General features: G+C 64.5%; 24 protein-coding genes. 8 read left to right on the plus strand and 16 right to left on the minus strand.

From position 1 onward, the window contains the following. Nucleotides 1–80: 80 nt before the first annotated feature. Nucleotides 81–635 (minus strand): YceD family protein, encoded by a 555-nt coding sequence (locus tag DSD28_RS23005; protein WP_119258759.1) that lies wholly within the window; start codon nucleotides 633–635, stop codon nucleotides 81–83. A gap of 18 nt (nucleotides 636–653) precedes the next feature. Beyond that, nucleotides 654–1,208, minus strand: a complete 555-nt coding sequence (locus tag DSD28_RS23010) for a ubiquinol-cytochrome C chaperone family protein (RefSeq protein ID WP_119258800.1) — start codon at nucleotides 1,206–1,208, stop codon at nucleotides 654–656. A 152-nt stretch (nucleotides 1,209–1,360) separates the two neighbouring features. On the opposite strand from DSD28_RS23010, the gene DSD28_RS23015 reads away from it, so the two are divergent. Next, nucleotides 1,361–1,831 (plus strand): outer membrane protein assembly factor BamE, encoded by a 471-nt coding sequence (locus DSD28_RS23015; RefSeq protein WP_119258760.1) that lies wholly within the window; start codon nucleotides 1,361–1,363, stop codon nucleotides 1,829–1,831. 75 nt (nucleotides 1,832–1,906) lie between these two features. On the opposite strand, the gene DSD28_RS23020 is transcribed toward DSD28_RS23015, so the two are convergent. The 12 genes from DSD28_RS23020 to DSD28_RS23075 all read right to left on the minus strand — a co-directional run bounded on the left by DSD28_RS23020 (nucleotide 1,907) and on the right by DSD28_RS23075 (nucleotide 14,339). Beyond that, nucleotides 1,907–4,042, minus strand: a complete 2,136-nt coding sequence (locus DSD28_RS23020; RefSeq protein ID WP_119258761.1) for a sodium-translocating pyrophosphatase — start codon at nucleotides 4,040–4,042, stop codon at nucleotides 1,907–1,909. 189 nt (nucleotides 4,043–4,231) lie between these two features. Continuing rightward, nucleotides 4,232–5,458 carry an MFS transporter gene (locus DSD28_RS23025; protein WP_119258762.1) on the minus strand — a complete coding sequence of 409 codons (1,227 nt, stop codon included), beginning with the start codon at nucleotides 5,456–5,458 and terminating at the stop codon, nucleotides 4,232–4,234. Nucleotides 5,459–5,470: 12 nt separating this feature from the next. Next, complete coding sequence (gene nusB / locus DSD28_RS23030) at nucleotides 5,471–5,953, minus strand: transcription antitermination factor NusB (protein WP_119258763.1); 483 nt, start codon at nucleotides 5,951–5,953, stop codon at nucleotides 5,471–5,473. Next, a complete protein-coding gene (gene ribH, locus DSD28_RS23035) occupies nucleotides 5,950–6,411 on the minus strand; it encodes a 6,7-dimethyl-8-ribityllumazine synthase (RefSeq protein ID WP_119258764.1) in 462 nt (153 codons plus the stop codon). Before ribH ends, nusB begins: the two co-directional genes overlap by 4 nt. Before the next feature lie 181 nt (nucleotides 6,412–6,592). Then, nucleotides 6,593–7,729 carry a GGDEF domain-containing protein gene (locus DSD28_RS23040; RefSeq protein ID WP_119258765.1) on the minus strand — a complete coding sequence of 379 codons (1,137 nt, stop codon included), beginning with the start codon at nucleotides 7,727–7,729 and terminating at the stop codon, nucleotides 6,593–6,595. Nucleotides 7,730–7,954: 225 nt separating this feature from the next. After that, nucleotides 7,955–8,572 (minus strand): riboflavin synthase, encoded by a 618-nt coding sequence (locus tag DSD28_RS23045; RefSeq protein WP_119258766.1) that lies wholly within the window; start codon nucleotides 8,570–8,572, stop codon nucleotides 7,955–7,957. Beyond that, nucleotides 8,572–9,669, minus strand: a complete 1,098-nt coding sequence (gene ribD / locus DSD28_RS23050; RefSeq protein WP_119258767.1) for a bifunctional diaminohydroxyphosphoribosylaminopyrimidine deaminase/5-amino-6-(5-phosphoribosylamino)uracil reductase RibD — start codon at nucleotides 9,667–9,669, stop codon at nucleotides 8,572–8,574. The genes DSD28_RS23045 and ribD overlap by 1 nt, the downstream gene beginning before the upstream one ends. Further along, nucleotides 9,670–10,149 carry a transcriptional regulator NrdR gene (gene nrdR, locus DSD28_RS23055; RefSeq protein ID WP_119258768.1) on the minus strand — a complete coding sequence of 160 codons (480 nt, stop codon included), beginning with the start codon at nucleotides 10,147–10,149 and terminating at the stop codon, nucleotides 9,670–9,672. 13 nt (nucleotides 10,150–10,162) lie between these two features. Beyond that, the gene (gene glyA, locus DSD28_RS23060) at nucleotides 10,163–11,461 is read right to left on the minus strand and encodes a serine hydroxymethyltransferase (protein ID WP_119258769.1); all 1,299 of its coding nucleotides are present in this window, start codon (nucleotides 11,459–11,461) and stop codon (nucleotides 10,163–10,165) included. A gap of 191 nt (nucleotides 11,462–11,652) precedes the next feature. Continuing rightward, entirely contained in the window at nucleotides 11,653–12,978 is a 1,326-nt protein-coding gene (locus DSD28_RS23065; RefSeq protein WP_119258770.1) for a L,D-transpeptidase family protein, read from the minus strand. A 279-nt stretch (nucleotides 12,979–13,257) separates the two neighbouring features. After that, nucleotides 13,258–13,770, minus strand: coding sequence for a transcriptional regulator LdtR (gene ldtR, locus DSD28_RS23070; RefSeq protein ID WP_119258771.1), 513 nt, complete (start codon nucleotides 13,768–13,770; stop codon nucleotides 13,258–13,260). Between the two features lie 131 nt (nucleotides 13,771–13,901). Continuing rightward, on the minus strand, nucleotides 13,902–14,339 hold the full coding sequence (locus DSD28_RS23075) for a DUF6163 family protein (RefSeq protein WP_119258801.1): 438 nt from the start codon (nucleotides 14,337–14,339) through the stop codon (nucleotides 13,902–13,904). A 153-nt stretch (nucleotides 14,340–14,492) separates the two neighbouring features. Between DSD28_RS23075 and hemB the strand changes: the two genes are divergently transcribed. Beyond that, complete coding sequence (gene hemB / locus DSD28_RS23080; RefSeq protein WP_119258772.1) at nucleotides 14,493–15,509, plus strand: porphobilinogen synthase; 1,017 nt, start codon at nucleotides 14,493–14,495, stop codon at nucleotides 15,507–15,509. A gap of 12 nt (nucleotides 15,510–15,521) precedes the next feature. Here the strand turns inward: hemB and DSD28_RS23085 are convergent, their stop codons facing one another. Continuing rightward, entirely contained in the window at nucleotides 15,522–16,043 is a 522-nt protein-coding gene (locus DSD28_RS23085; RefSeq protein WP_119258773.1) for a hypothetical protein, read from the minus strand. 153 nt (nucleotides 16,044–16,196) lie between these two features. Between DSD28_RS23085 and DSD28_RS23090 the strand changes: the two genes are divergently transcribed. From DSD28_RS23090 to DSD28_RS23110, 5 genes are all read left to right on the plus strand, one after another. Beyond that, nucleotides 16,197–16,661, plus strand: a complete 465-nt coding sequence (locus DSD28_RS23090) for an RDD family protein (protein WP_119258774.1) — start codon at nucleotides 16,197–16,199, stop codon at nucleotides 16,659–16,661. 160 nt (nucleotides 16,662–16,821) lie between these two features. Further along, nucleotides 16,822–17,586 (plus strand): arginyltransferase, encoded by a 765-nt coding sequence (locus DSD28_RS23095; RefSeq protein WP_119258775.1) that lies wholly within the window; start codon nucleotides 16,822–16,824, stop codon nucleotides 17,584–17,586. Between the two features lie 111 nt (nucleotides 17,587–17,697). Further along, nucleotides 17,698–18,615, plus strand: coding sequence for a DMT family transporter (locus tag DSD28_RS23100; RefSeq protein ID WP_119258776.1), 918 nt, complete (start codon nucleotides 17,698–17,700; stop codon nucleotides 18,613–18,615). A gap of 53 nt (nucleotides 18,616–18,668) precedes the next feature. After that, nucleotides 18,669–18,890 carry an AbrB/MazE/SpoVT family DNA-binding domain-containing protein gene (locus DSD28_RS23105; protein ID WP_119258777.1) on the plus strand — a complete coding sequence of 74 codons (222 nt, stop codon included), beginning with the start codon at nucleotides 18,669–18,671 and terminating at the stop codon, nucleotides 18,888–18,890. Next, nucleotides 18,887–19,276, plus strand: coding sequence for a type II toxin-antitoxin system death-on-curing family toxin (locus tag DSD28_RS23110; protein ID WP_119258778.1), 390 nt, complete (start codon nucleotides 18,887–18,889; stop codon nucleotides 19,274–19,276). Before DSD28_RS23105 ends, DSD28_RS23110 begins: the two co-directional genes overlap by 4 nt. On the opposite strand, the gene parC is transcribed toward DSD28_RS23110, so the two are convergent. Further along, the gene (parC, locus tag DSD28_RS23115; protein WP_119258779.1) at nucleotides 19,277–21,529 is read right to left on the minus strand and encodes a DNA topoisomerase IV subunit A; all 2,253 of its coding nucleotides are present in this window, start codon (nucleotides 21,527–21,529) and stop codon (nucleotides 19,277–19,279) included. Between the two features lie 211 nt (nucleotides 21,530–21,740). Between parC and DSD28_RS23120 the strand changes: the two genes are divergently transcribed. Continuing rightward, nucleotides 21,741–22,931: a hypothetical protein gene (locus DSD28_RS23120; RefSeq protein WP_119258780.1), complete on the plus strand. Its 1,191-nt coding sequence runs from the start codon at nucleotides 21,741–21,743 to the stop codon at nucleotides 22,929–22,931. Nucleotides 22,932–22,951 lie beyond the last annotated feature (20 nt).

Genomic DNA, 22,951 nt, shown 5'->3' on the forward strand with positions numbered 1-22,951 from the left:
GGGTCACTACAGCGGAATTCGGCCAAAATACCGCTTTTCGCCGGGTGCACAACTGAATTATCGGGCGCTTGCCGGGCCGTTCAGTCTTTTTTCCAATCCTTCAGAACGGCGAAGGGCGACGGTTTGCGATCGTCCTTGTCCGTGCTTTCGATATGGTCGCCGAAGGCGACATCGGCCCTGCGGGGATAGGGATCGATGGCGAGCGCCGCATGTTCGGCGGCCACCACGCCGGCATCGATGGTGTCGCCGGTGAAGACTTCCGGCGCATCGGGACCATCGGGATCGAGCAGCATCTCGCCGGTTTCGGACGAGACCGGCAGGCGCGCCAGCTTGGATCCCTCCGGCACGAAGACCACTTCCACCGGCTCGTCGATATGGGATTCGACCGGGTCGAGCGTCACGACGCAGGCCTGCACGATATCGGCGGTCACGCGCCCCTTGAGGCGCACGCCGTCGCGCTTCCAGCGCATGACCTGGAAGGTCGCCGACAGCGCCTTCACCTCGAGCACCGACCAGAGCCCGGCGAGGCCGGCCCTTTCCTCGGCATCGGCGCTGATCGTCACCTCGACCGGATTGGCCGAGATATGGCCCACCTTCACGGAGTAGGAGAATGGCGCGTCGTCGTCTTTCTTCATCACATGTCCCTCGCCGCTTCAGGCGGCGTTTTCTTCGGTGCCGGGCTCGATCACCTCGAGCAGGCCGGCCCGGATCGCATCTTCACCGGCCTCCCCCATCGCCCTCTCGACGGCGACGAGATACTCCGCCAGTCCCTCCATTGAGGGAGCCTCAAGACCCGCCGCCGGATGGATGTTCCGGCGAAGCGCCTCGGCAAGCGCGGCGCGGTCGCCGGCATCGAGTGCGGCGGCATAGGATTCCAGCCGGCCGTAGAACATGCCGGCGAATTTCTTCATGCGCTTCGGCACGCCGACATCGCCCACGCCAAGCTCGCGAATCGAATGGTCGACGTCCTCGAAGAAGGCGTCGACGATCTCCTGAGCGATCTCCTGGCCCGACGTGGCGCTTACACGCGTGCGCCGGAAGTAAAGGATCAGCATGGCCGAGAGCATCTCGAAACGCCCCATGACCGTGTCAGGAACGTCAAGTCTCTCATAGAGATAGGGATGACGCGCCGCCTTTGTCAGGGTCGCATACTGCTTCTCGACGATGCGCCGGTTGCCGTTTTTTTTGCCGAACAGGCCGAAAATCATCATAAAGCCTAGTTTTGCCCGATTCAAACCATGGTGCCGTCGCAAGTCATGTTGCATGACGGTCGAAGCTGGTTTACCGAAGCAGGCATGAATTGCAATGGCTGCGCGGCCATCATCGTCCCGGGGATGTTGTGAAGAGAGATTCTGCGAATATGAAGCTGTTGCGTAACGCCGCCATTGCCGTCACCCTCTCCGCATCCGTTCTGACGGCCTGCCAAGGCCCCAGCGAAGTCCTCTATCAGGGCTATGTCGTCGACCAGGAAACGCTGGCGCTCGCACCCGTCGGCTCCTCGCGCGAGCAGGTTCTGCTTTCGCTCGGCACGCCGTCCTCGACCGCGACCTTCGACAACGAAGTCTTCTACTACATCTCGCAGAAGCGCAGGCGCGCGGCCGCCTTCATGAAGCCGAAGGTCATCGAGCAGAGCGTGCTCGCCGTCTATTTCGACAAGGACGGCAATGTGGAGCGCCTCGCGAACTACACTCTGCAGGACGGCAAGGTCTTCGACATGATCGCCCGCGTCACACCGACGGGCGGCGCCGAAACGACCTTCCTCGGCCAGCTTCTGCGCGGCGGCGCGAACCCCGGCAGCGTCATGAAGAGCATGCTGGGCGGCAACAACTGACGCCCATCCGGAAGGATGAAACAAGAAACCCGCGGGGATCGCTCCCCGCGGGTTTTTGTTTGATCGCCGTCCGGATCAGGCGAGAACGGCGAGCAGCAGCAAGGCCACGATATTGGTGATCTTGATCGCCGGGTTCACAGCCGGGCCGGCCGTGTCCTTGTAGGGATCGCCGACCGTGTCGCCGGTGACGGAGGCCTTGTGGGCTTCCGAGCCCTTGAGGTGGCGGTTGCCGTCCTTGTCGACGAAACCGTCCTCGAAGCTCTTCTTGGCATTGTCCCACGCGCCGCCGCCGGAGGTCATGGAGATCGCCACGAAGAGGCCGTTGACGATGACGCCGAGCAGCGAGGCGCCGAGCGCCGCGAAGGCCGAGGCCTTCGAGCCGGAGATGAGCAGCACGCCGAAATAGACGACGAGCGGCGCCAGCACCGGCAGCAGCGAGGGAATGATCATCTCGCGGATCGCCGCCTTGGTCAGGATATCCACCGCGCGGCCGTAATCCGGCCGTTCGGTGCCGGCCATGATGCCGGCCTTCTCGCGGAACTGTCGACGCACTTCCTCCACGATGGAACCCGCCGCCCGGCCGACGGCGGTCATCGCGATACCGCCGAAGAGGTAGGGGATGAGGCCACCGAAGATGAGACCGGCCACCACATAGGGATTGGAGAGGTCGAAGGAGATCGTGCCGATATCCGCGAAATACGGATATTTGTCGCCGTTCGCCGCGAAATAGGCGAGGTCGTTCGAATAGGCGGCGAAAAGCACCAGCGCGCCGAGGCCGGCCGAGCCGATCGCGTAGCCCTTGGTGACGGCCTTGGTCGTGTTGCCGACGGCGTCGAGCGCGTCGGTGGACTTGCGCACCTCCGGCGGCAGGTGGGACATTTCGGCGATGCCGCCGGCATTGTCCGTAACCGGGCCGAAGGCATCGAGCGCCACGATCATGCCGGCAATGCCGAGCATGCCGGTGACGGCGATGCCGGTGCCGAAGAGGCCGGCGAGCTGGTAGGTGGCAATGATGCCGCCGACGATGACGATCGCCGGCAGCGCCGTCGATTCCAGCGAGACGGCGAGGCCCTGGATGACGTTCGTGCCGTGACCGGTGACGGACGCCTGGGCGATGGAGTTCACCGGGCGCTTGTTGGTGCCGGTATAGTATTCGGTGATCACCACGATGAGGGCCGTCACCAGAAGCCCGAGCAGGCCGCAGATGAAGAGGTTCGTGCCGGTGATCTCCTTGCCCGCCACGGTGCCGAGACTGCCCCAGCCGACCGTGAGCGACGTCGCGGCCCCAAGGCCGAGGACCGAAAGCACGCCCGTCACGATGAGGCCCTTGTAGAGGGCGCCCATGATCGAGCCGTTCGAGCCGAGCTTGACGAAGAAGGAACCGATGATCGAGGTGATGATGCAGGCGCCGCAGATGGCGAGCGGATAGATCATCGCGCTCGCGAGGATCGGCGTGGCCGCGAAGAAGATCGCCGCGAGGACCATGGTGGCGACGACCGTCACCGCATAGGTCTCGAAGAGGTCGGCGGCCATGCCGGCGCAGTCGCCGACATTGTCGCCCACATTGTCGGCGATGGTGGCCGGGTTGCGCGGGTCGTCCTCGGGAATGCCGGCCTCGACCTTGCCGACGAGGTCGCCGCCGACATCCGCACCCTTGGTGAAGATGCCGCCGCCGAGACGGGCGAAGATCGAGATCAGCGATGCGCCGAAGCCGAGCGCGACGAGCGCGTCGATGACCTCGCGCGAGGCCGGTTCCTGGCCGAGGACGCCGGTCAGGATCCAGTAGTAGATGGAGACGCCGAGAAGCGCGAGACCCGCCACCAGCATGCCGGTGATCGCGCCCGACTTGAAGGCGATGTCCAGGCCGGAGGACAGGCTGACGGACGCGGCCTGCGCCGTGCGCACATTGGCGCGGACGGAAACATGCATGCCGATGAAACCGGCAACGCCCGAAAGCACGGCGCCGATCAGGAAACCGATGGCGGCCGTTGCGGAAAGCAGTAGCCAGGTGCCGATGAAGACGACGACCCCGACGATGGCAATGGTCTTGTACTGCCGGGTGAGATAGGCCTGCGCCCCTTCCCGGATATAACCTGCAATTTCCTGCATGCGGGCATTCCCCTGGTCGGCGGCCAGCACCGACTGTGTCGCCCAGATGGCATAGACCACCGAGAGCAACCCGCATGCGATAACGCCAAACAATATGGTCATTTCGCTCTGTCCTCCTTGGAGGCTCCGGGGTCCTCTCCCCGCAGCCGAAAAGCGCCTGCTCCCCTTGCCTCCTCACAAGTGGAAACCGGCGCGGCCAGAGTGCGTTTGCGAATCGGTTGCGTCAAGCCGCTGCACCGCGGCAAGCGCTTCTAAAAAACGGATTTTTCGAGGCGGCTCGGTGCGAACCGATTAGACGGCAGCGCGGCGCGTACGCAAAAGCAGGAGCAGCACCAGAACGAGGCTGACGCCGGTGATGGGCCAGAACATCAGGTTGATCGCCTGCCAGCCATAGGTGTTGAACACCTTGCCGGAGGAGAAGGAGGCGAGCGCCACCGCCCCGAAGAGGATGATGTCGTGGAAGCCCTGCACCTTGTCGGCCTCGTGCGGGCGATAGCTGGAGGCGACGATGGCCGTGGCGCCGATGAAGCCGAAGTTCCAGCCGATGCCGAGCAGGATGAGCGCACCCCAGAAATTCCACAGCGCGATGCCCATATGCGCGACCCCGGCGCAACCCATGAGGATGATGAGGCCGGCGGCCACCACCTTCTCCGTGCCGAAGCGCTGGATCAGCATGCCCGTGAAGAAGCTCGGGGCGAACATGGCAAGCACGTGCCACTGGATGCCGAGCGTCGCCATTTCCGGCGAGAAACCGCAGCCGATGACCATGGCGAGCGGCGCGCCGGTCATCATGAAGGTCATCAGCGCATAGGAGGAAATGCCGCAGACCATGCCGGTCAGGAAGCGCTGGGTCAGCACGATCTCGCGCAGCGGCCGCACGGGCGCGCCGCTGGCGGCGCCGGCCGCCTTGTGGTCGGGCAGGCGCAGCAGGAAGAACAGGACGATGGCGAGGCCGCAGAGCGGCGCGAGCGCCACGAAGGCGCCGGCGAAGAGCACGGGCTCGAAGAGGTCCTTGGTGAGGATGACGACCTGCGGGCCGAGGATTGCCGAGATGACGCCGCCGGCGAGGATCCAGGAGATGGCGCGCGGCTTGTAGAACGAGGGCGAGGCATCGGCCGCGGCGAAGCGGATCTTCTGCGCGAAACCGCTGGAAATGCCGACGAGCATGAAGCCGAGGGCGAAGAGCCAGAAATCGCCGCGGAAGAGCGCGATGGCCGCGATCAGCCCGCCGCTCGCCCCAACCAGCGCGCCGACGACGAAGCCATAGGCGCGTCCGAGCAGGCGCGCGGCGATGGCGACGAGCACGGCGCCGAGCGCCACGCCGACATTGAAGCCGGTCAGCGGGGCGGTCGCCAGCGACTTGTCCGCGCCGAGCAGATTGTAGCCGGCAAGGCCGCCGACGGAGAAGACGATAGGACCGGACGAGGCAAGCAGCGCCTGCGCGAACATCAGCAGGAAGACGTTGCGGCGCGCGGCCGACAGTTCCCGTTCAAGACCTTCGACCGTGCCGACGCTCATCGTGCCTACCGTTTACTTGCGTGTATCCGTCCGAACCTGCCTGGCGATGCGGTCGAGAACCGCGTTCACCAGCTTCGGCTCCTCGTCCTCGAAGAACGCCTTGGCGATCTCGACATATTCCGTGACGATCACGGCGACCGGCACGTCCTTGCGCTCGCGCAGCTCGAAGGTGCCGGCGCGCAGGATGGCGCGGACCGTCGAATCGAGGCGGGACAGCGCCCAGTCGTCCTGCAGCGCCGCGCCGATCAGCGGATCGAGCTGGCGCTGGTCGCGCACGACGCCCGAGACGATGGAGCGGAACCAGGAGGGATCCGCCTTCAGATAGGTGTCGCCGTCCAGTTCCTGGCCGAGGCGGTGCGCCTCGTATTCGGCGACGATCTCCAGCACGCCGGTGCCGCCGATATCCATCTGGTAGAGCGCCTGCACGGCGGCAAGGCGCGCCGCGCCGCGCTGGTTGGCCGGTTTCACCGGCTGCTGGTTCTTCTCGGTGGTCACTGTTCGCCGCCCAGTTTCTTCTTCAGCTCGATCATGGTCAGCGCCGCGCGGGCCGCAAAACCGCCCTTGTCGCCTTCCGAGCGGCGCGCGCGCGCCCAGCCCTGCTCGTCGTTCTCGACCGTCAGGATGCCGTTGCCGATGGGGAGGGCCTCGCTGACGGAGAGGTCCATCAGCGCGCGGCAGGATTCGTTGGCGACGATGTCGAAATGGTAGGTCTCGCCGCGGATGACCATGCCGAGCGCGACGAAGCCGTCATACCAAGTGCCGGCATTTTCCATGCCGTCGAGCGCCATGGAGATGGCGGCCGGGATTTCGAGCGCGCCCATGACGGTCACGATGTCGTAGGTCGCGCCGGCCGCGTCGAGCGCGTGCTTGGCGCCGTCGAGCATCGCATCGGCCATGTCGTCGTAGAAACGGGCCTCGACGATGAGGAGATGGGGATTATCGGTGTTGGCCATGAATCACCTGAAAATTGGAAGCAGGCCACGCAATTGCGGGCGGAAGCGGCGGTCAAACCACGACGGACGGGGCTTGGCAAGCGTTTTCCGCCCCCTGCGGCGTTTTCCGCCCTCCCCGCATGGCCGGCCCTTCGGGGGACGGAACCGTCGACTACCGGGAAGACGAGCCCAGCGCCTGAGATCAGGCGGCGAGCGACACGCGGTTGCGGCCGCCGCGCTTGGCCTCGTAGAGCGCCTTGTCGGCGTTGCTGAGGAGGGAATCGAAGCTCGCGCAGGCCTCGTTGCCGAAGGCGATGCCGGCGCTCACGGTGCAGCTTATCGAGCGCCCGCCGATAGGGATCAGCTTGGCGGCGAAATCGGCGCGGATGCATTCGGCAATGTGCTGCGCCCGGTGCGGCAGCGTGCGGTCCAGTACCACGACGAATTCCTCTCCGCCCAGGCGGGCGACGCAGGCCGCCGCGCCGCAGGCATCGCACAGCACCGCGGCAAAGGCCTTCAGCACCGCATCGCCGGCCGCATGGCCGTGGCGGTCGTTGACCGACTTGAAGCTGTCGAGGTCGAAGGCGATGGCCGCCCGGTGCGCGCCGACCGTCTCCTCGCCGTAGCGGTCGAAGAGCGCCCGGCGGTTGAGAAGGCCCGTCAGCGCATCCGTATTGGCGGCGCGCTGGTGGTTGCGGGCGACACGCCACTGGTTGAGCGCCAGCGACATGGCGCCGATGCCGCTTATGCCCATGATCGCCACGACGAGATTGAGGTTTTCCGCCCAGTTGTCCGGCGCATGGCCGAGCACCATGCGGCCATCGTGAATGAGCACGCCGGCGCACAGGACGAAGGACAGCGCCGTCAGCAGGTAGAGGATGACCATGCCGGTGAGCGGCAGCGGCGCCTCGTCCCGGCCGCGCCAGTATTCGCCGGCCGTGGCGACGAGCGCAGCGGCGATCAACAGGTTGAGCGCGACGAAGCCCGCGCCGTCATAGCCGGCCACCAGCCAGGGGAGCGCAATGGCCGAACTCGCGAGGAAGGCGGCGAGGATGCGGCCGCGGCCGCGCCGGCCCGTGCGGAAACGATAGGCCGCGCCATAGATGAAGGCGAAGCCGAGGAACTGCAGCGCGAAGGCAAGGCATCCGATCCGGAAGTCGGGGTTGTCGAAATAGATGCTGTAGACCACGACGGCCGGAACGATGCAGCCGATGCCGAGGGACCAAGAGAGCAGGAAGCGCTCGACCCGGGCGGACATCCATGTGGCGAACAGGGTGGCGGAAAGGCAAAAGCCCGCCAGCCCGATAGCCAGGAGAAGAGTGTTATAGTCCGGCATCATGCACGAGCGTCCCCAGGTCCGATGCCGCACCCTAGGAGCGCAGAAGTATCGATATCGTTACCTCGGAGATGGCTTGCCGCCGATTTCCTGTGCCGTTTCGCAACGAACCTCGAGATTGTCACGCCGCGGTCACGCCCGGATGCAACCGGACGCAACCTTGTTGCCCGTCCGCCGGCCTTTTACCGGCGGGGACGAGCCAATGCGCCTGCTTCGGAAGGTTCTCTCCTACGCCTTCGGCGCAGGGAATTCCGCCAGCCGGGCGGCGTAGCGCGCCATGGTGTCGACCTCGAAATTGACGAAATCGCCGGCCTTGCGCTCGCCCCAGGTGGTGACCTCCAGCGTGTGGCGGATGAGGAGCACGTCGAAGACCGCGCCATCCACCGCATTGACGGTGAGCGAGGTGCCGTCGAGCGCGACGGAGCCCTTCGGGGCGACGAAGCGCTCCAGCCCTTCCGGCGCGCGGATGCGGAAGCGCGTGGCGTCCCCTTCCGCCTCGACGGAGAGGATTTCGGCCTTGCCGTCCACATGGCCGGAGACAATGTGGCCGCCGAGTTCGTCGCCGATCTTCAGGGACCGTTCGAGATTGATGCGCGTTCCAGCCGTCCAGGAGCCGATTGTCGTCAGCCGCAGCGCCTCTTCCCAGGCCTCGACCTCGAACCAGCGAGCATTCGCGCCTTCCTCCGGCAGCGCGGTCACGGTGAGGCAGGTGCCCGAATGGGCAATGGAGGCGCCCATGTCGATGGTGGCGGGATCGTAGTTGGTGCGCACGCGCAGGCGGACGCCCTCGTTCATGGGCTCGATCTTCTCGACCGTTCCGATATCCGTGACAATGCCGGTAAACATCAATCGTCTCTTTCGTATTCTTGCAGGACATCCGCGCCGTAGCGCGCCGTGTGGCGAAGCGAGAAGCCGTCCGGCGTCCGCCCGGACACAAATGGGGATGCGACCCCGTCCTTGCCAATGGCCTCGGGGCCGGTAAAGAGCAGGATGCGGCCGACGAGGCCAGCTTCGAGGAAGGACATGGCCGTGCGCGCGCCGCCCTCCACCAGCAGCGAGGAGATGCCGCGCGTCGCCAGCGCCGTCAACAGGGCATCGAGCTTGCGCGGATCGCAGATCAGCACCTCGACGCCGAGCGCCTCCAGCGCCGCCTGGCGCGCGAGGAAGCCGGGATCGTCCCTGCGGTCTCTTTCCGTCACGGCGATGACCGGCACCGTTTGCGCCGTCTGCGCCAGCTTCGAGGCCGGCGGCAGTTCCAGCCGCGGATCGAGCACGATGCGCACCGGCGAGCGGGCCTCGAGGCCCGGCAGGCGGCAGGTGAGTTCCGGATCGTCGGCGAGCGCCGTGCCGATGCCAATAAGGATCGCGTCCGTCTCGGCGCGCAGCACATGCACCTGGCCGCGCGAGACGGGGCCGGTGATCGCCACCTGTCCCTCCCCCAGCCGGCCGAGCATGCCGTCAGCGGAAACGGCAAGTTTCAGAGTCACATAGGGCTGCTTCTTCGTCTGTCGATTCAGGTAGGCGGCAAGGGCCTCCCGGCCCGCTTCCTCCAGAACGCCGGTCTCCACCGCGATGCCGGCATCGCGCAGCATGGCAAGGCCCCTGCCCGCGACGCGCTCGTCCGGGTCCGTCACCGACACGACGACGCGGGCGATGCCGGCGGCGATCAGCGCCTCGGAGCATGGCGGCGTCTTGCCGTGGTGGGAGCAGGGTTCAAGGGTGACATAGGCTGTCGCACCGCGCGCCGCCGCGCCCGCCTCGGCGAGCGCCTGCGTTTCCGCATGCGGCCTGCCGCCCGGCGCGGTGACGGCCGAGCCGACGACCACGCCATCCCTGACGATCAGGCAGGCGACGGAGGGATTGGTAGAGGTCAGGCCAAGGTTGCGGCGGCTGAGGCGGATCGCCGCCGCCATGAAGCGCTTATCTTCCGCCTGGGAAGACATCTAGCCGTCGGCGCCCGGATCCCGGGCGATCTTGGCGGCGACTTCGGCGAGGATCTTCTCGAAGTCGTCGACATGAGAGAAGTCGCGGTAGACCGAGGCGTAGCGCACGAAGCCCACGTCATCGAGCGCCTTCAGCGCCTCCAGCACCTGGAGGCCGATCTCCTCGGAGGCGATTTCCGTCTCGCCGGAGCTTTCGAGCCGGCGGACGATGCCCGAGACCGCGCGTTCGATGCGATCCCGGTCGACGGGCCGCTTGCGAAGCGCGATCTCGAAGGATTTCAGCAGCTTGTCGCGGTCGAAGGGGGCCTTGCGGCCCGTCTTCTTGACGACCATCAGATCCCGCAGCTGCACCCGTTCGAAGGTCGTGAACCGACCGCCGCAATCCGGGCAGATGCGCCGGCGGCGAATGGCGGCCCCGTCCTCTGCGGGACGGGAGTCCTTCACCTGCGTATCTTCCGAACCGCAATAGGGGCAGCGCATTCTCTGATCCTGCTTACATGTAGGGATACATCGGGAATCGGCCCGTCAGTGCGACGACCTTCTCCCGGACGGCAGCTTCGACAGCCGCATTGCCCTCGTCGGAATTGGCGACCTTGAGACCGTCGAGAACCTCGACGATCAGGCTGCCGATCTCCTTGAACTCGGCTTCCTTGAAGCCGCGGGTCGTGCCGGCCGGCGTGCCGAGGCGGACGCCCGAGGTGACGAAGGGCTTTTCGGGGTCGAACGGGATGCCGTTCTTGTTGCAGGTGACATAGGCGCGGCCGAGAGCGGCTTCCGCCCGCTTGCCGGTCGCGTTCTTCTTGCGAAGGTCGACGAGCATCAGGTGGTTGTCCGTGCCGCCCGAGACGATGTCGAGGCCTCCGGCCTTCAGCGTCTCGGCGAGCGTCTTGGCGTTCTTGACGACCTGCGCGGCGTATTCCTTGAATTCCGGCTGCAGCGCCTCGCCGAAGGCAACGGCCTTGGCGGCGATGATGTGCATGAGCGGGCCGCCCTGCAGGCCCGGGAAGACGGCCGAGTTGATCTTCTTGGCGATGTCCTCGTCGTTCGTCAGCACGACGCCGCCGCGCGGGCCGCGGAGCGACTTGTGCGTGGTGGTGGTCGCGACGTGGCAATGCGGGAACGGCGACGGATGCTGGCCACCGGCGACGAGGCCGGCGATATGCGCCATGTCGACCATCAGATAGGCGCCGACTTCATCGGCGATCTCGCGGAAGCGCTTCCAGTCCCAGATGCGGGAATAGGCGGTGCCGCCGGCGATGATGAGCTTCGGCTTGTTCTTGCGGGCCTTCTCGGCGACGTCGTCCATGTCGAGCAGATTGTCGCCCTCACGCACGCCGTAGGACACGACGTTGAACCACTTGCCGGACATGTTGACCGGCGAGCCGTGCGTCAGGTGACCGCCCGAATTGAGGTCGAGGCCCATGAAGGTGTCGCCCGGCTGGAGCAGCGCGAGGAAGACGGCCTGGTTCATCTGCGAGCCGGAATTCGGCTGGACGTTGGCGAAGTTGACGCCGAACAGCTTCTTGGCGCGCTCGATGGCGAGCTCTTCCGCGATGTCGACGAACTGGCAGCCGCCGTAGTAGCGCTTGCCCGGATAGCCTTCGGCATATTTGTTCGTCATGATCGAGCCCTGGGCTTCGAGCACGGCGCGCGAGACGATGTTCTCCGAGGCGATCAGCTCGATCTCATGGCGCTGGCGACCGAGTTCCTTCTGGATGGAGCCGAAAATCTCCGGATCGGTGTCGGCAAGGGAACGCGTGAAGAAAACGTCGGTGGCGGAAGACTGGCTCATCCTCGAGGCTCCTTAAGGGTGGGTGGCACGGTGTTTAACGTCCTCGCATGGCAAGGGCAATATCCGCTCCACGGTTTGCGCCATTTCGGCGCGTCTTATGGGATAAAAACGACAGACGGCAGAAAGCCGGAAGGAAAAAGGCCCCGCGTTCCAGAGGGAAGCGGGGCCTTCGAAAAGTCAGACAAATAGCCTTATTGCGGCAGCAGGTCGTCGTCCGGGGAGCCGGCCGGCTTTTCCATGCCGTAGCCGGTCTGGAGGGCGAGTTCGGTGGCGCCGTCCATCTGGTAGATGTCGTCGCGGAACTGCACGACGCGGTCGCGGGCCGACCAGGCGCTGATGTAGACGAAATAGACCGGAACCTCGACGGCCAGCTTGATCGGCGTGTTGACGCGGTCGTTGATGACCTTCTCGATCTGCTGGCGCGACCAGCCGGGCGTGTCGCGCAGCAGCCAGGTGATGAGGTCGCGGACGTTCTGCACGCGCACGCAGCCGGACGATTCGAAGCGCATCAGCTTGTTGAACAGGCCCTGCTGGGGCGTGTCGTGCATGTATTCGTTGTTCGTGTTGTGGAAGTTGATCTTGGTCGACGCCATGGCGTTGATCTTGCCCGGGTCCTGACGGAACATCAGGTTCGGCGCCTTGTCGGCGAACCAGTCCACGGTCTCCGGCGCGACCTCACGGCCGCTGCCGTCGATCAGGCGGATGTTGTTGCGCTTGAGGTAAGTCGGGTCCTTGCGCATCAGCGGCACGATGTCCTTCTCGACGATCGAGCGCGGCGCGGTCCAGTAGGGATTGAGGGTGACGTCGTAGATCTTCGAATTGAGGATATGTGTCGGGCGGCTGCTGCGGCCGACGACGGCGACATGGCGCAGCACGACGCGCCCGTCCTCCACCGCCTCGACGGAGGCAGCCGGGATATTGACCATCACGTAGCGCTGGCCGAGATCGCCGGACATGGTCTGCAGGCGCACGAGATTGGTGTTGAGCTGGTTGAGGCGCGTCGTCGCCGGCACGTTCATGGCCTTCAGCGAGAATTCGCCGAGCACGCCGTCCTGCGGCAGGCCGTGGCGGGCCTGGAAGCGCTTCACCGCGCCGTCGACATAAGAATCGAAGGCGTTGGAGATGCCCGCTTCGCGCGACAGGTCTCCGGAGATCATCAAGCGCTGGCGCAGGGTCTGGACGCCGGGATCGACCACGCCGATCTGCAGCTTCTGGGCCGAGGAGACTTCCGGCCAGCCGCCGGCGGATACGATCTGCTGGTAGTCGGCGATCGCCTGCTGGATGTTCGGCACGGCGCCGGGGCCGAGGATCGGATTGTTCGAGGCGACGGCGTCGGCGCTGCGCGAGGCCTTGGCGTCGAACTGGTCGTCCCAGTTGCCGCGGCGCGATGCATCCAGAATGTCGTCCATCGCCGACTGGGCAAACGCGGGCGCTGCAAGGGCAGCGGCGCCGAAGGTTGCGGCCGAACGCAGGAATGCACGGCGCGAGAACACATCAAATCCGGTTTTGCGAGACATCTATCCTACCATCTCCTGAGACGCCACATCGAGCGGCGAGGTGCACGCGGCACGGGGGACCGAAGGGTCCATACCCGATGCAGCTATCACGAACAGGGTTAACAAACGCAAACCGGCCCTGCCGCCCGCGCATACCTGAGCCCATCGTCCGGGTGTCACAGCAATATGGCCAATTCGTGTCTCGGAGGCTGCGGGCCGGCCGCAAACGAAAACGTGAAAAGCCGGACGCGCAGGGAACGCGGCCGGCTTTCGGAGGAGGTCGAAAAGAACGCCCGGGGATTACAGGCGATAGAGGATCGAGTCGTTCCAGAAGCGGTCGAGGCGCTGAAGCAGCTTGTTCATCTGGTTGAATTCGCCTTCGCCGATGCCGCCGACCTTCTGGATCGAGCCGATATGGCGCTCGTAGAGCTTGGCGACGGTCTCGGCGACTTCCTGGCCGGTTTCCGTCAGGCTGATACGGACCGAGCGGCGGTCGATGCGCGAGCGCTGGTGGTTGATGAAGCCGAGGTCGACCAGCTTCTTGACGTTATAGGAGACGTTCGAGCCGAGGTAGTAGCCACGCGAGCGCAGCTCGCCGGCGGTCAGCTCGGAATTGCCGATGTTGAAGAGGAGCAGCGCCTGGACGGCGTTGACGTCGGAGCGACCGGCGCGGTCGAATTCGTCCTTGATGACATCGAGCAGGCGACGGTGCAGACGCTCGACGAGGTGAAGGGATTCCAGATAGAGGTTGCGGATCGCATCTTCCTGCGGATCGACGACCGGGGCCTGCTGCGGCTTCATCTTGGTGTTCATGGTTCTCTGCCTCACTGTTTTGTTTGGCGGTGTGGTTTGTTTTCCCGCCTTGAGTGAGAACCTAGCGAATGCATCTAAAATTCTACTTAAACCGCAGCCTTAACAGCGCCTTACCGGAGAGCGACCCTGTCTCAGGGTGAATCAGTTCTTACCGTGCGGGCCTGACGGCGGCGCTGGATGAAGAGCGCGACGCGGAAAAGCAGGAACATCACGGCCACCGCGACATGCATGATGACCAGCAGCCGGTTGATGCCGAAGATGGACGGATAGACCTCGTGCATGGTGATTTCCGTCGCCGCTGCGATCAGCCAGATCACCGGCCCCCAGGAGACGAGCAGCCAGAGGCCGACGGCCGAAACGGGGAAGAGCACGGCAAGCGCCGTCGAGGCGGCCTTCCAGGCCGGCGGCAGCAGATCGAACCGCCCTCTCCCGTCAAGGGAGAAGCCCGTCAGCATGGCCCAGTACTGCAGCGCGAACCACAACGAGGCCACCGCCACCAGCCGCAGGAACAGCGCGAACAGCGTCTCGGTCAGGCTCGGTCTTGGGCCCTTGGCAGAATCAGCAACCATGGTGGGGACAGTAAGGGCAAGCACCGCCGGCATAAAGCCTGCAAAACGCGTCATGCACGGCCATATGCCGCACACTCCCCTCCCCGCTCGCGATTTGATTGACGCGGACGGCGTGATAAGACGCGCCAAACGGACCAGCAAGGAAATGACATCATGACCGGCAGCAGGAACATCGTCGACGAAATCACCGGCCACCGCCGCATGCGGCGGAACCGGAAGGCCGACTGGACCCGCCGGCTCGTGCAGGAGAATCGCCTGACGGTGGACGATCTCATCTGGCCGGTCTTCGTGGTGCCGGGCACGAATGTCGTCGATCCCGTCGCGGCGATGCCCGGCGTCAACCGCATGAGCGTCGACAGGCTGGTGGAAGCCGCCAGGGAAGCGGCCGACCTCGGCATCCCCGCCATCGCCACCTTCCCCAACATCGATATGAACCTGCGCGACGAGACGGGCTCGCACAGCCTTGCGGCCGACAACCTCATCAACGAGGCGACGCGGGCCATCAAGAAGGCCGTGCCGAATATCGGCGTCATTACCGACGTCGCGCTCGATCCCTTCACCAGCCACGGCCATGACGGCGTGCTGCGCGGCGACGTGATCGTCAACGACGAGACGGTCGAGCTGGTCGCCCGGGCCGCCGTGATCCAGGCAGATGCCGGCTCCGACATCATCGCGCCGTCCGAGATGATGGACGGGCGCGTCGGCGCGATCCGCCGGGCGCTCGATGCGGCGGGCCACCAGGATGTCGGCATCATGGCCTATGCGACGAAGTTCGCCTCGGCCTTCTACGGCCCCTACCGCGACGCCATCGGCACCGGCGGCCTGCTGAAGGGTGACAAGAAGACCTATTACATCGACCCCGCCAACGGCACCGAGGCGATGCGCGACGCCGCGCTTGACGTCGAGGAAGGCGCGGATATGATGATGGTCAAGCCGGGCCTTCCCTATCTCGACATCTGTTGGCGCATGAAGGAGGCGTTCGGCCTGCCGGTCTTCGCCTATCAGGTCTCGGGCGAGTACAGCCAGATCAAGGCCGCGGCGCTGAACGGCTGGATCGACGGCGAGCGCGTCATGCTCGAGACCCTGCTCGCCTTCAAGCGCGCCGGCTGCGACGGCATCCTCACCTATTTCGCGATGGACGTGGCGCGGCATCTGGCTAAAAAGGGCTGAGTGCCCCTCAAGCTACAACGCAATCCGTGACAGAGCGAATGGCATCCCGATAACCACGCCGATCGCAAAGGGGTGGCTCCTCGAGTCTCCCTTTCCGGGCAGCGGGTTTGCCGCAACCTCGGCAAGGCAGACGAAGTAAAGGCCGCAAAGCATGAACATGCCGGCATGCCAGAAGGCGCCGGTGATCGCAGGCATGATCGCAAAACCGAAAAGAACCGCGGCCGCCACCGAAGCGAAGCCGACGGCTCTCGTTGCCACATTGTGCACCATATCCCGTAGATAGGCCATTGCGCGCCGGTTGCCCTGCCACTCCAAAATCAGCCTTCCAGTCCACAGAAACAGGATCGAGAATGCGATGGAATGGAAGGCGACATGCTCCAGCAGCAGGATACCGCCCCAGTCCGCCTTGTCGAAATAGTCATAGGCGACAAACTGAAGAATCGCCGCCAGAAAGCCCAGCGAGGAAAAGAATGGGACATCCTTGCGCAGGTCGCCACTGACGAGGAGCCACGGAGTATTCTCCGACGGTTTCATGATCGTTTCCTTTCGAATACGGATCGGCGCGTTAAATGCTTTCCCGTTCGTCCTATCACCGCCACGCTCGGGAATCGCCTATTGGTCCCGATCTGTTGTTTTCCGCCACCGACATCCCATATGGAGGGCATGTTCCATTCGGGAGACAGGCAGATGAGCGCTGATTTCAACGAGACGCGGGTTCCGACGACGGACTGGCAGGCCTATCGTGGCGTGCTGTCGCGCCGGGTGTTCGCGTTCCTGATCGACTATGCGATCATCGCGCTCCTCTGGATTCCGGCCGCCGTGGTGGTCTTCTTCCTCGGCATCCTGACCTTCGGCCTCGGCTTCTTCCTTTACCCTTCGCTCTTCGTTATCGTCGCCATGCTCTATTTCGGCCTGACGATGGGCGGCCCGAGCCAGGCGAGCGCCGGCATGAACGTCATGGGCCTCGCGCTCGCGCGCGTCGACGGCCGCCCGGTCGATTTCCTGACGGCGATCGTCCATCTCGTGCTGTTCTGGATCGGCAATGCGCTGCTGACGCCGTTCATCGTGCTCGTCGGCCTCTTCACCGATCGCGGCCGCCTGCTGCACGACCTGCTGCTCGGCACCGTTATGGTCCGCCGCGACCGCTACTGACCGGCCGGATCGCCCTCAAGCCGCCGGCCCCATCGCTCCGCAACGGCCCTCCCCATGGCGATTGCAGGGGGAAGGGCCTTGCGGTAGTTGACCTTTTTCCGAACTGCGCCATGGTATTGGCATAGAAGTGTCACATGGCGACGGAGTCGCTTCACGGCAAATGAACACGCAGGCAACATCCTCTCCGCAATTCTATCTCACCGCGCCGGCGGCTTGCCCCTATCTGCCGCAGGAGATGGAGAGAAAGGTGTTCACCCACCTCGTGGGCGAGCGCGCGCCGGAGCTGAACGATCTCCTCACCCAGGGCGGCTTCCGCCGTTCGCAGAACATCGCCTATCGTCCGGCCTGCGAATCCTGCCGCGCCTGCATTTCCGTGCGCATCCTCGTCAACGAGTTCGAGCCGCGACGCACCATGCGGCGGGTGCTGGCCGCCAATGGCGACATCGTCTCGCGCGAATATCCGGCCGAGCCCTCCAGCGAGCAATATTCGCTCTTCCGCCACTATCTCGACGCCCGACACCAGAAAGGCGGCATGTCGGACATGTCCGTGCTCGACTATGCGATGATGGTGGAGGACACGCATGTCCACACCAAGGTCATCGAATATCGCCTGCGCGAGGAAGGCGCGGGCCTCAAGGAACGGCCGCAGGGCGAGCTCCTCGCCGTGGCGCTGACCGACCGCATGGGCGACGGCCTTTCCATGGTCTATTCCTTCTACAATCCGGAACTGACCCACCGCTCGCTCGGCACCTTCATGATCCTCGACCATATCCGCCGCGCCAGGGCGCTCGGCCTGCCGCATGTCTATCTCGGCTACTGGGTGAAGGGATCGCGGAAGATGGACTATAAAACAAAGTTTTTGCCGCAGGAGCACCTGATGCCGCGCGGCTGGGAGCGCTATGAAGGAGACGATACCGCTCCCTAGTGCATTTCCGGCTCGCCGGAAATATTCTAGATTCTTGTTTTAACCGCATTATCCGACGCCGAAGCGACGCCGCTCCGGCTGGAAACGCTCCAGTTCACTTTCGGTCCCGCCGTGTCCTCAGCCAACGATCCCGCCCTTCACCGCAAGGGCCTTCTCATCACCGCCATCGGCGGTCTCGCGCTTTCCTTCGACATCCCGCTGATCCGCTCGGCCCATGGCGAGTTCTGGTCGATGCTGGTGCTGCGGAACCTCTCCGTCTTCCTGATGGCCCTCGTCCTGTGGGCGGGGCTGAACTTCGTGCTTCGCCGGAAGACCGTGCTCGTGCCCGGCCGCAAGGGTCTGCTGATCACCCTCTTTTACGGCGTCAACTCGCTGACCTTCATGCTCGCCGTCTTCAACACGACGACGGCCAATGTCGTATTCATCCTCGCCTTCACGTCGATGTTCGCCGCCATTCTCTCCTGGATCTTCCTCGGGGAGCGGCCGGCCAACGCGACGCTGCTGACCATGGCGACCATGGTCTTCGGCGTCATTCTCATCGTGCACGAGGGCCTTGCCAGCGGCAATCTCTTCGGCGATGCGATGGCTGCCTGTTCCGCGCTGATGCTGGCATGCGCCCTGACGCTCAGCCGCAGCAGCGGCGCCGACATGGGCTTCGTGCCGCTGATCGCCTCCGCCACGTCGGGCATTGTCGGCCTGTTCCTGCTGCCCGAAGGCGGCCTCGTCGTCGCGGACCCCGTCTATATTCTCCTCAACGGCCTCGTCCTGCTTCCCCTCGCCTTCTGGTGCCTCGCAACGGGACCCCGCTACCTCTCCGCGCCGGAAGTCGGCATGTTCTACCTCGTGGAAACGGTGCTCGCGCCCATCTGGGTCTGGATCGTCTTCGCCGAAACGCCCACCACCCAGACCCTCGTCGGCGGCTCCATCCTCATCCTCGCCCTCCTCGCCCACTCGCTCTGGCAGATGCGGTCGAAGGTGCGGGCCGCGAAGGCAGCGGACTCGGCTACCGGGCTTCCGTTCACCGGATGAGATTGCGATCTGCTCAGTCGCACGTTATAACTTGGTTATAACGGAGCAAGGCCATGAACATCACCATCCGCAAGATCGGCAATTCCGAAGGCATCATCATTCCGAAGGACGTGCTGGACCGCATGGGCGTCAAGGCGGGCGATGAGGTCACACTGACCAGCGAGGGCGGCAAACTCATTCTCACCGCTTCCGACGGCGACTTCGACCGGCAGCTCAAGCATGCCGAGAAGTTCATGGACCGCTACAAGGTCGCGCTCAAGAAGCTTGCCGAATGAGCTTTCTCTTTCTCGACCGGCGCCTGGTGGAACGACTGCACACCGTGCAGATAGAACGGTTCGGCGGAGCCGCAGGTCTGCGTGACGAGAGTGCATTCGAGTCGGCACTGTCCCGTCCCGTCAACAAGGCGCTCTATGGCTGCGAGGATCTGCTCGAACTCGCCGCGGCATATCTCTACGGGCTGGCGAGGAACCACGCATTTGTCGATGGCAACAAGCGCATCGCCATTGTCGCGGCTGCGGCCTTCCTGATGGACAACGGCTTCGAAATCGCCACAGATGATGCCACGCTTTACACCTTCGTCCTCGCCGTCGCGGCCGGCGAGATCGACGAAGAGGGCGCGACGCGCTTCCTGCGCGACGTCAGCGTTTCCTATGCCGGATGATCAGCCGCTGAACTTGCCGCTGCGCGGGAAGCCCTTCGGCACGGTACGGCCGGCGGTGGCGCGGTCGGCTAGCCATTCGGCAAGCTCTTCCTTCGTCCGCACGAAGTTGCGGCCGGCGCTGTCGTCCCAGGAGAGTCCCTCGTCGATCGCGAAGCAGCGGATATCGGAGACGCCGCCGTCCTTGTAGCGCTGCAGGCGAACGCCCTTGCCGCGCGACATTTCCGGCAGCTGCGCCAGCGGGAAGACCAGCATCTTGCGGTTCTCGCCGACGACGGCGACATGGTCGCCGCGCACGGGCACGACGAGCTTGGCCTCGTCCGGCATGCCGACATTCATTACCTGCTTGCCCTTGCGGGTATTGGCGACCATCTCGCTTTCCGAGACGACGAAGCCGTTGCCGGCCTGCGAGGCGATGACGACCTTGCGCGACGGATCGTGCACGAAGGCGGTCAGCACGTCCTGATCGTTCTCCATGTCGACCATGATGCGCAGCGGCTCACCATGGCCGCGCCCGCCCGGCAGCTTGTCAGCGCCGAGCGTGAAGACCTTGCCGCCCGTCGTGACGATCAGCAGTTTGTCCGTCGTCTGCGCCGGGAAGGCCACCTTCAGCGCGTCGCCTTCCTTGAACTGGAGGCCGGACGTATCGGCGATATGGCCCTTCAGCGCGCGGATCCAGCCCTTTTCCGAGATGACGACCGTGACCGGCTCCTTCTCGATCATGGCCTGCTGGATGGCCTCGACGTCGGCCTCCGGGGCGCTGGCGAACTGGGTGCGGCGGCGGCCGATCTCGGTCGCCTTGGCGAATTTCTTGCGGACCTCGCCGATTTCCCAGGCGACGGTCTGCCACTGCTTCTCGTCGGAGGCGAGCAGCGCCTCGATTTCCGCCTTCTCCTTCGACAGGTTATCGAATTCGGTGCGGATCTCGAATTCCTCGAGCTTGCGCAGCGAGCGCAGGCGCATGTTGAGGATCGCCTCGGCCTGCACGTCCGTCAGCGAGAAGGTCTCCATCAAGGAAACCTTCGGCTCGTCCTCCTCGCGGATGATGCGGATCACCTCGTCGAGATTGAGATAGGCGACGAGGTAGCCGCCGAGGATTTCCAGGCGACGTTCGATGGCGGCGAGGCGATGGCGCGAACGGCGCTGCAGGACTTCGCGCCGGTGGGCCAGCCACTCGATGAGCACGTCCTTGAGGCCCATAACCTTCGGCACGCGCCCCATCGAGAGCACGTTCATGTTGAGCGGAATGCGGCTTTCCAGCTCGGAAAGCTTGAAGAGCGATTCCATCAGGATCGTCGGATCGACGGTGCGGCTCTTCGGCACCAGCACGATGCGCACGTCCTCGGCCGATTCGTCGCGGATGTCCTCCAGAAGCGGAAGCTTGCGGGCGATCAGCAGCTCGGCGATCTTCTCGATCAGGCGCGATTTCTGCACCTGGTAGGGAATCTCGGTGACGACGATCTGGTAGCCGCCGCGACCGAGGTCTTCCGTCTCCCATTTCGAGCGAACGCGGAAACCGCCGCGGCCCGTCTTATAGGCCTCGATGATGCTTTCGCGGCTGTCGATGATGATGCCGCCGGTCGGCAGGTCCGGGCCCTGCACGAATTCGACCAGCTTTTCGACATCCGCTTCGGGATTACGAATGAGGTGGAGCGCGGCGTCGCACAGTTCATGGACGTTGTGCGAGGGAATGGAGGTCGCCATGCCGACGGCGATGCCGGAGGAACCGTTCGCGAGAAGATTCGGGAAGGCGCCCGGCAGGACGATGGGTTCTTCGTCCTCCTCGTTGTAGGTCGGGCGGAAGTCGACGGCGTCCTGGTCGATGCCTTCGAGCAGCAGCGTCGCGACCTCGGTCATGCGCGCTTCGGTGTATCGGTAGGCGGCGGCGTTGTCGCCGTCGATATTGCCGAAATTGCCCTGCCCGTCGACGATGGGATAACGCTGCGAGAAATCCTGCGCGAGGCGCACCAGCGCATCGTAGACCGACTGGTCGCCGTGCGGGTGGAACTTACCGATGACGTCGCCGACGATACGCGCGCATTTCTTGAACGAGGAATTGGACCTGAGGCCCATTTCGCTCATGGCGTGGATGATGCGGCGATGGACCGGCTTCAGGCCGTCGCGGACATCCGGCAGTGCGCGCTGGGTGATGGTCGACAGCGCATAGGCAAGGTAGCGCTCTTCCAGCGCCGCCTTGAGGTCGACCGGCACGATATTGTCGTCTCCGCCATCGGGCGGCAAAGTGTTTTGTCCCATAGGCCTTGACTACCCCCTTGGCCGATTCGCGGCAAGGAATCCGGGCCACCGGGCTGTGGATAGCAGTTTGTAAAGCTTCTTCGAAATCTGCTCCCCGCGACAGAGAATTCCATGGAAACTCTTCGCGGCATGAATATATTTGCCACGCCGCCCGTATAGGAGCGGTAACGGCAAGGCAGCCGTCCAAGAAATCCAGAAAGAGAGCCTATTCATGATGCGCACCTCCCATTTCCGCGCCCTTCTCGCCGGTGCAGCGCTCGCCACCCTGGCAAGCCCCGCCTTCGCACTCGACGGTGCGGACCTGCTGGCCAAGCTGAATGCTACCTATGCCACCAGCGGCGTATCCATCAGCTCTTCGAACGTGACCGCCGACGGCTCCACCGTGACCCTGGAAGGCGCGGAGCTGAAGGCGACGGGCAATGAAACCCCGATCAAGCTCGGCACCGTCACCATGGACGGCGTCGAGGAAGACGGCGACGGCGGCTACAAGATCGAGACCGTTTCCTTCGAGGACGTCAACGTCACCGAGGAGGAGACGATCGTCACGGCCAAGGACATCGCGCTCAGCGGCGTCTCGGTTCCCGGCAAGGTCGTTCCCGGCACGCTGGAATCGCTGCTGATGTACGAATCGGCGACGGCCGGCCCGGTCAGCGTCACCGCCAAGGGCAAGGAAGTCTTCTCCATGTCCGGCATGGAAGCGAACATCACCCGGATGGACGATGACGCCGGCCTCGAATTCGATGCGACGATGTCCGATCTCAAGGCCGACCTCACGGGCGTCGAGGACGCCAAGACCAAGGACGCGCTCGACAAGCTCGGCATCCACTCGCTGGACGGCAAGGTCAGCATGTCGGGCAGCTGGGAACTGGCGAGCGGCAAGCTGGCCGTCGACGAATATGCCTTCGACTTCAAGGATGTCGGCCGCCTCAACATCACGCTCGCCTTCTCCGGCTACACGCTGGACTTCCTGAAGAACATGCAGGAAGCGCTCAAGACGGCCGAATCCAACCCGAACAAGGACGAAGCGAACGCCGCGATGGGCATGGCCATGATGGGCCTCGTCCAGCAGCTCACCTTCAACAGCGCCTCGATCTCCTTCGACGACGCCTCGATCACCAAGAAGCTGCTCGACTATGCCGGCAGCGAGCAGGGCGTGACGGGCGACCAGATGGCGCAGTCGCTGAAGGGCCTCGTTCCGATCATGATCGCGCAGCTCAACATGCCCGACCTGCAGAACCAGATCTCCGCCGCCGTCAACACCTATCTCGACGACCCGAAGAGCCTGAAGATCAGCGCCGAGCCGAAGGAGCCGGTGCCGTTCCCGATGATCATGGGCGCCGCCATGGGCGCGCCGCAGACCATCCCGCAGGTCCTCGGCGTGACCGTTACGGCCAACGAATAAGCGACAGCGCAGGAACAAGA

It is taken from the genome of Shinella zoogloeoides (assembly GCF_003574625.1).
Lineage (GTDB): Bacteria > Pseudomonadota > Alphaproteobacteria > Rhizobiales > Rhizobiaceae > Shinella > Shinella zoogloeoides_A.

Excerpts from the sequence above, each read along its gene's own strand:
- DSD28_RS23005 (WP_119258759.1), bottom strand. The coding sequence starts at position 635 with ATGAAGAAAGACGACGACGCGCCATTCTCCTACTCCGTGAAGGTGGGC.
- DSD28_RS23010 (WP_119258800.1), bottom strand. The coding sequence starts at position 1,208 with ATGATTTTCGGCCTGTTCGGCAAAAAAAACGGCAACCGGCGCATCGTC.
- DSD28_RS23015 (WP_119258760.1), top strand. The coding sequence starts at position 1,361 with ATGAAGCTGTTGCGTAACGCCGCCATTGCCGTCACCCTCTCCGCATCC.
- DSD28_RS23020 (WP_119258761.1), bottom strand. The coding sequence starts at position 4,042 with ATGACCATATTGTTTGGCGTTATCGCATGCGGGTTGCTCTCGGTGGTC.
- DSD28_RS23025 (WP_119258762.1), bottom strand. The coding sequence starts at position 5,458 with ATGAGCGTCGGCACGGTCGAAGGTCTTGAACGGGAACTGTCGGCCGCG.
- ribH (WP_119258764.1), bottom strand. The coding sequence starts at position 6,411 with ATGGCCAACACCGATAATCCCCATCTCCTCATCGTCGAGGCCCGTTTC.
- DSD28_RS23040 (WP_119258765.1), bottom strand. The coding sequence starts at position 7,729 with ATGATGCCGGACTATAACACTCTTCTCCTGGCTATCGGGCTGGCGGGC.
- DSD28_RS23045 (WP_119258766.1), bottom strand. The coding sequence starts at position 8,572 with ATGTTTACCGGCATTGTCACGGATATCGGAACGGTCGAGAAGATCGAG.
- ribD (WP_119258767.1), bottom strand. The coding sequence starts at position 9,669 with ATGTCTTCCCAGGCGGAAGATAAGCGCTTCATGGCGGCGGCGATCCGC.
- nrdR (WP_119258768.1), bottom strand. The coding sequence starts at position 10,149 with ATGCGCTGCCCCTATTGCGGTTCGGAAGATACGCAGGTGAAGGACTCC.
- glyA (WP_119258769.1), bottom strand. The coding sequence starts at position 11,461 with ATGAGCCAGTCTTCCGCCACCGACGTTTTCTTCACGCGTTCCCTTGCC.
- DSD28_RS23065 (WP_119258770.1), bottom strand. The coding sequence starts at position 12,978 with ATGTCTCGCAAAACCGGATTTGATGTGTTCTCGCGCCGTGCATTCCTG.
- ldtR (WP_119258771.1), bottom strand. The coding sequence starts at position 13,770 with ATGAACACCAAGATGAAGCCGCAGCAGGCCCCGGTCGTCGATCCGCAG.
- DSD28_RS23075 (WP_119258801.1), bottom strand. The coding sequence starts at position 14,339 with ATGGTTGCTGATTCTGCCAAGGGCCCAAGACCGAGCCTGACCGAGACG.
- hemB (WP_119258772.1), top strand. The coding sequence starts at position 14,493 with ATGACCGGCAGCAGGAACATCGTCGACGAAATCACCGGCCACCGCCGC.
- DSD28_RS23085 (WP_119258773.1), bottom strand. The coding sequence starts at position 16,043 with ATGAAACCGTCGGAGAATACTCCGTGGCTCCTCGTCAGTGGCGACCTG.
- DSD28_RS23090 (WP_119258774.1), top strand. The coding sequence starts at position 16,197 with ATGAGCGCTGATTTCAACGAGACGCGGGTTCCGACGACGGACTGGCAG.
- DSD28_RS23095 (WP_119258775.1), top strand. The coding sequence starts at position 16,822 with ATGAACACGCAGGCAACATCCTCTCCGCAATTCTATCTCACCGCGCCG.
- DSD28_RS23105 (WP_119258777.1), top strand. The coding sequence starts at position 18,669 with ATGAACATCACCATCCGCAAGATCGGCAATTCCGAAGGCATCATCATT.
- DSD28_RS23110 (WP_119258778.1), top strand. The coding sequence starts at position 18,887 with ATGAGCTTTCTCTTTCTCGACCGGCGCCTGGTGGAACGACTGCACACC.
- parC (WP_119258779.1), bottom strand. The coding sequence starts at position 21,529 with ATGGGACAAAACACTTTGCCGCCCGATGGCGGAGACGACAATATCGTG.
- DSD28_RS23120 (WP_119258780.1), top strand. The coding sequence starts at position 21,741 with ATGATGCGCACCTCCCATTTCCGCGCCCTTCTCGCCGGTGCAGCGCTC.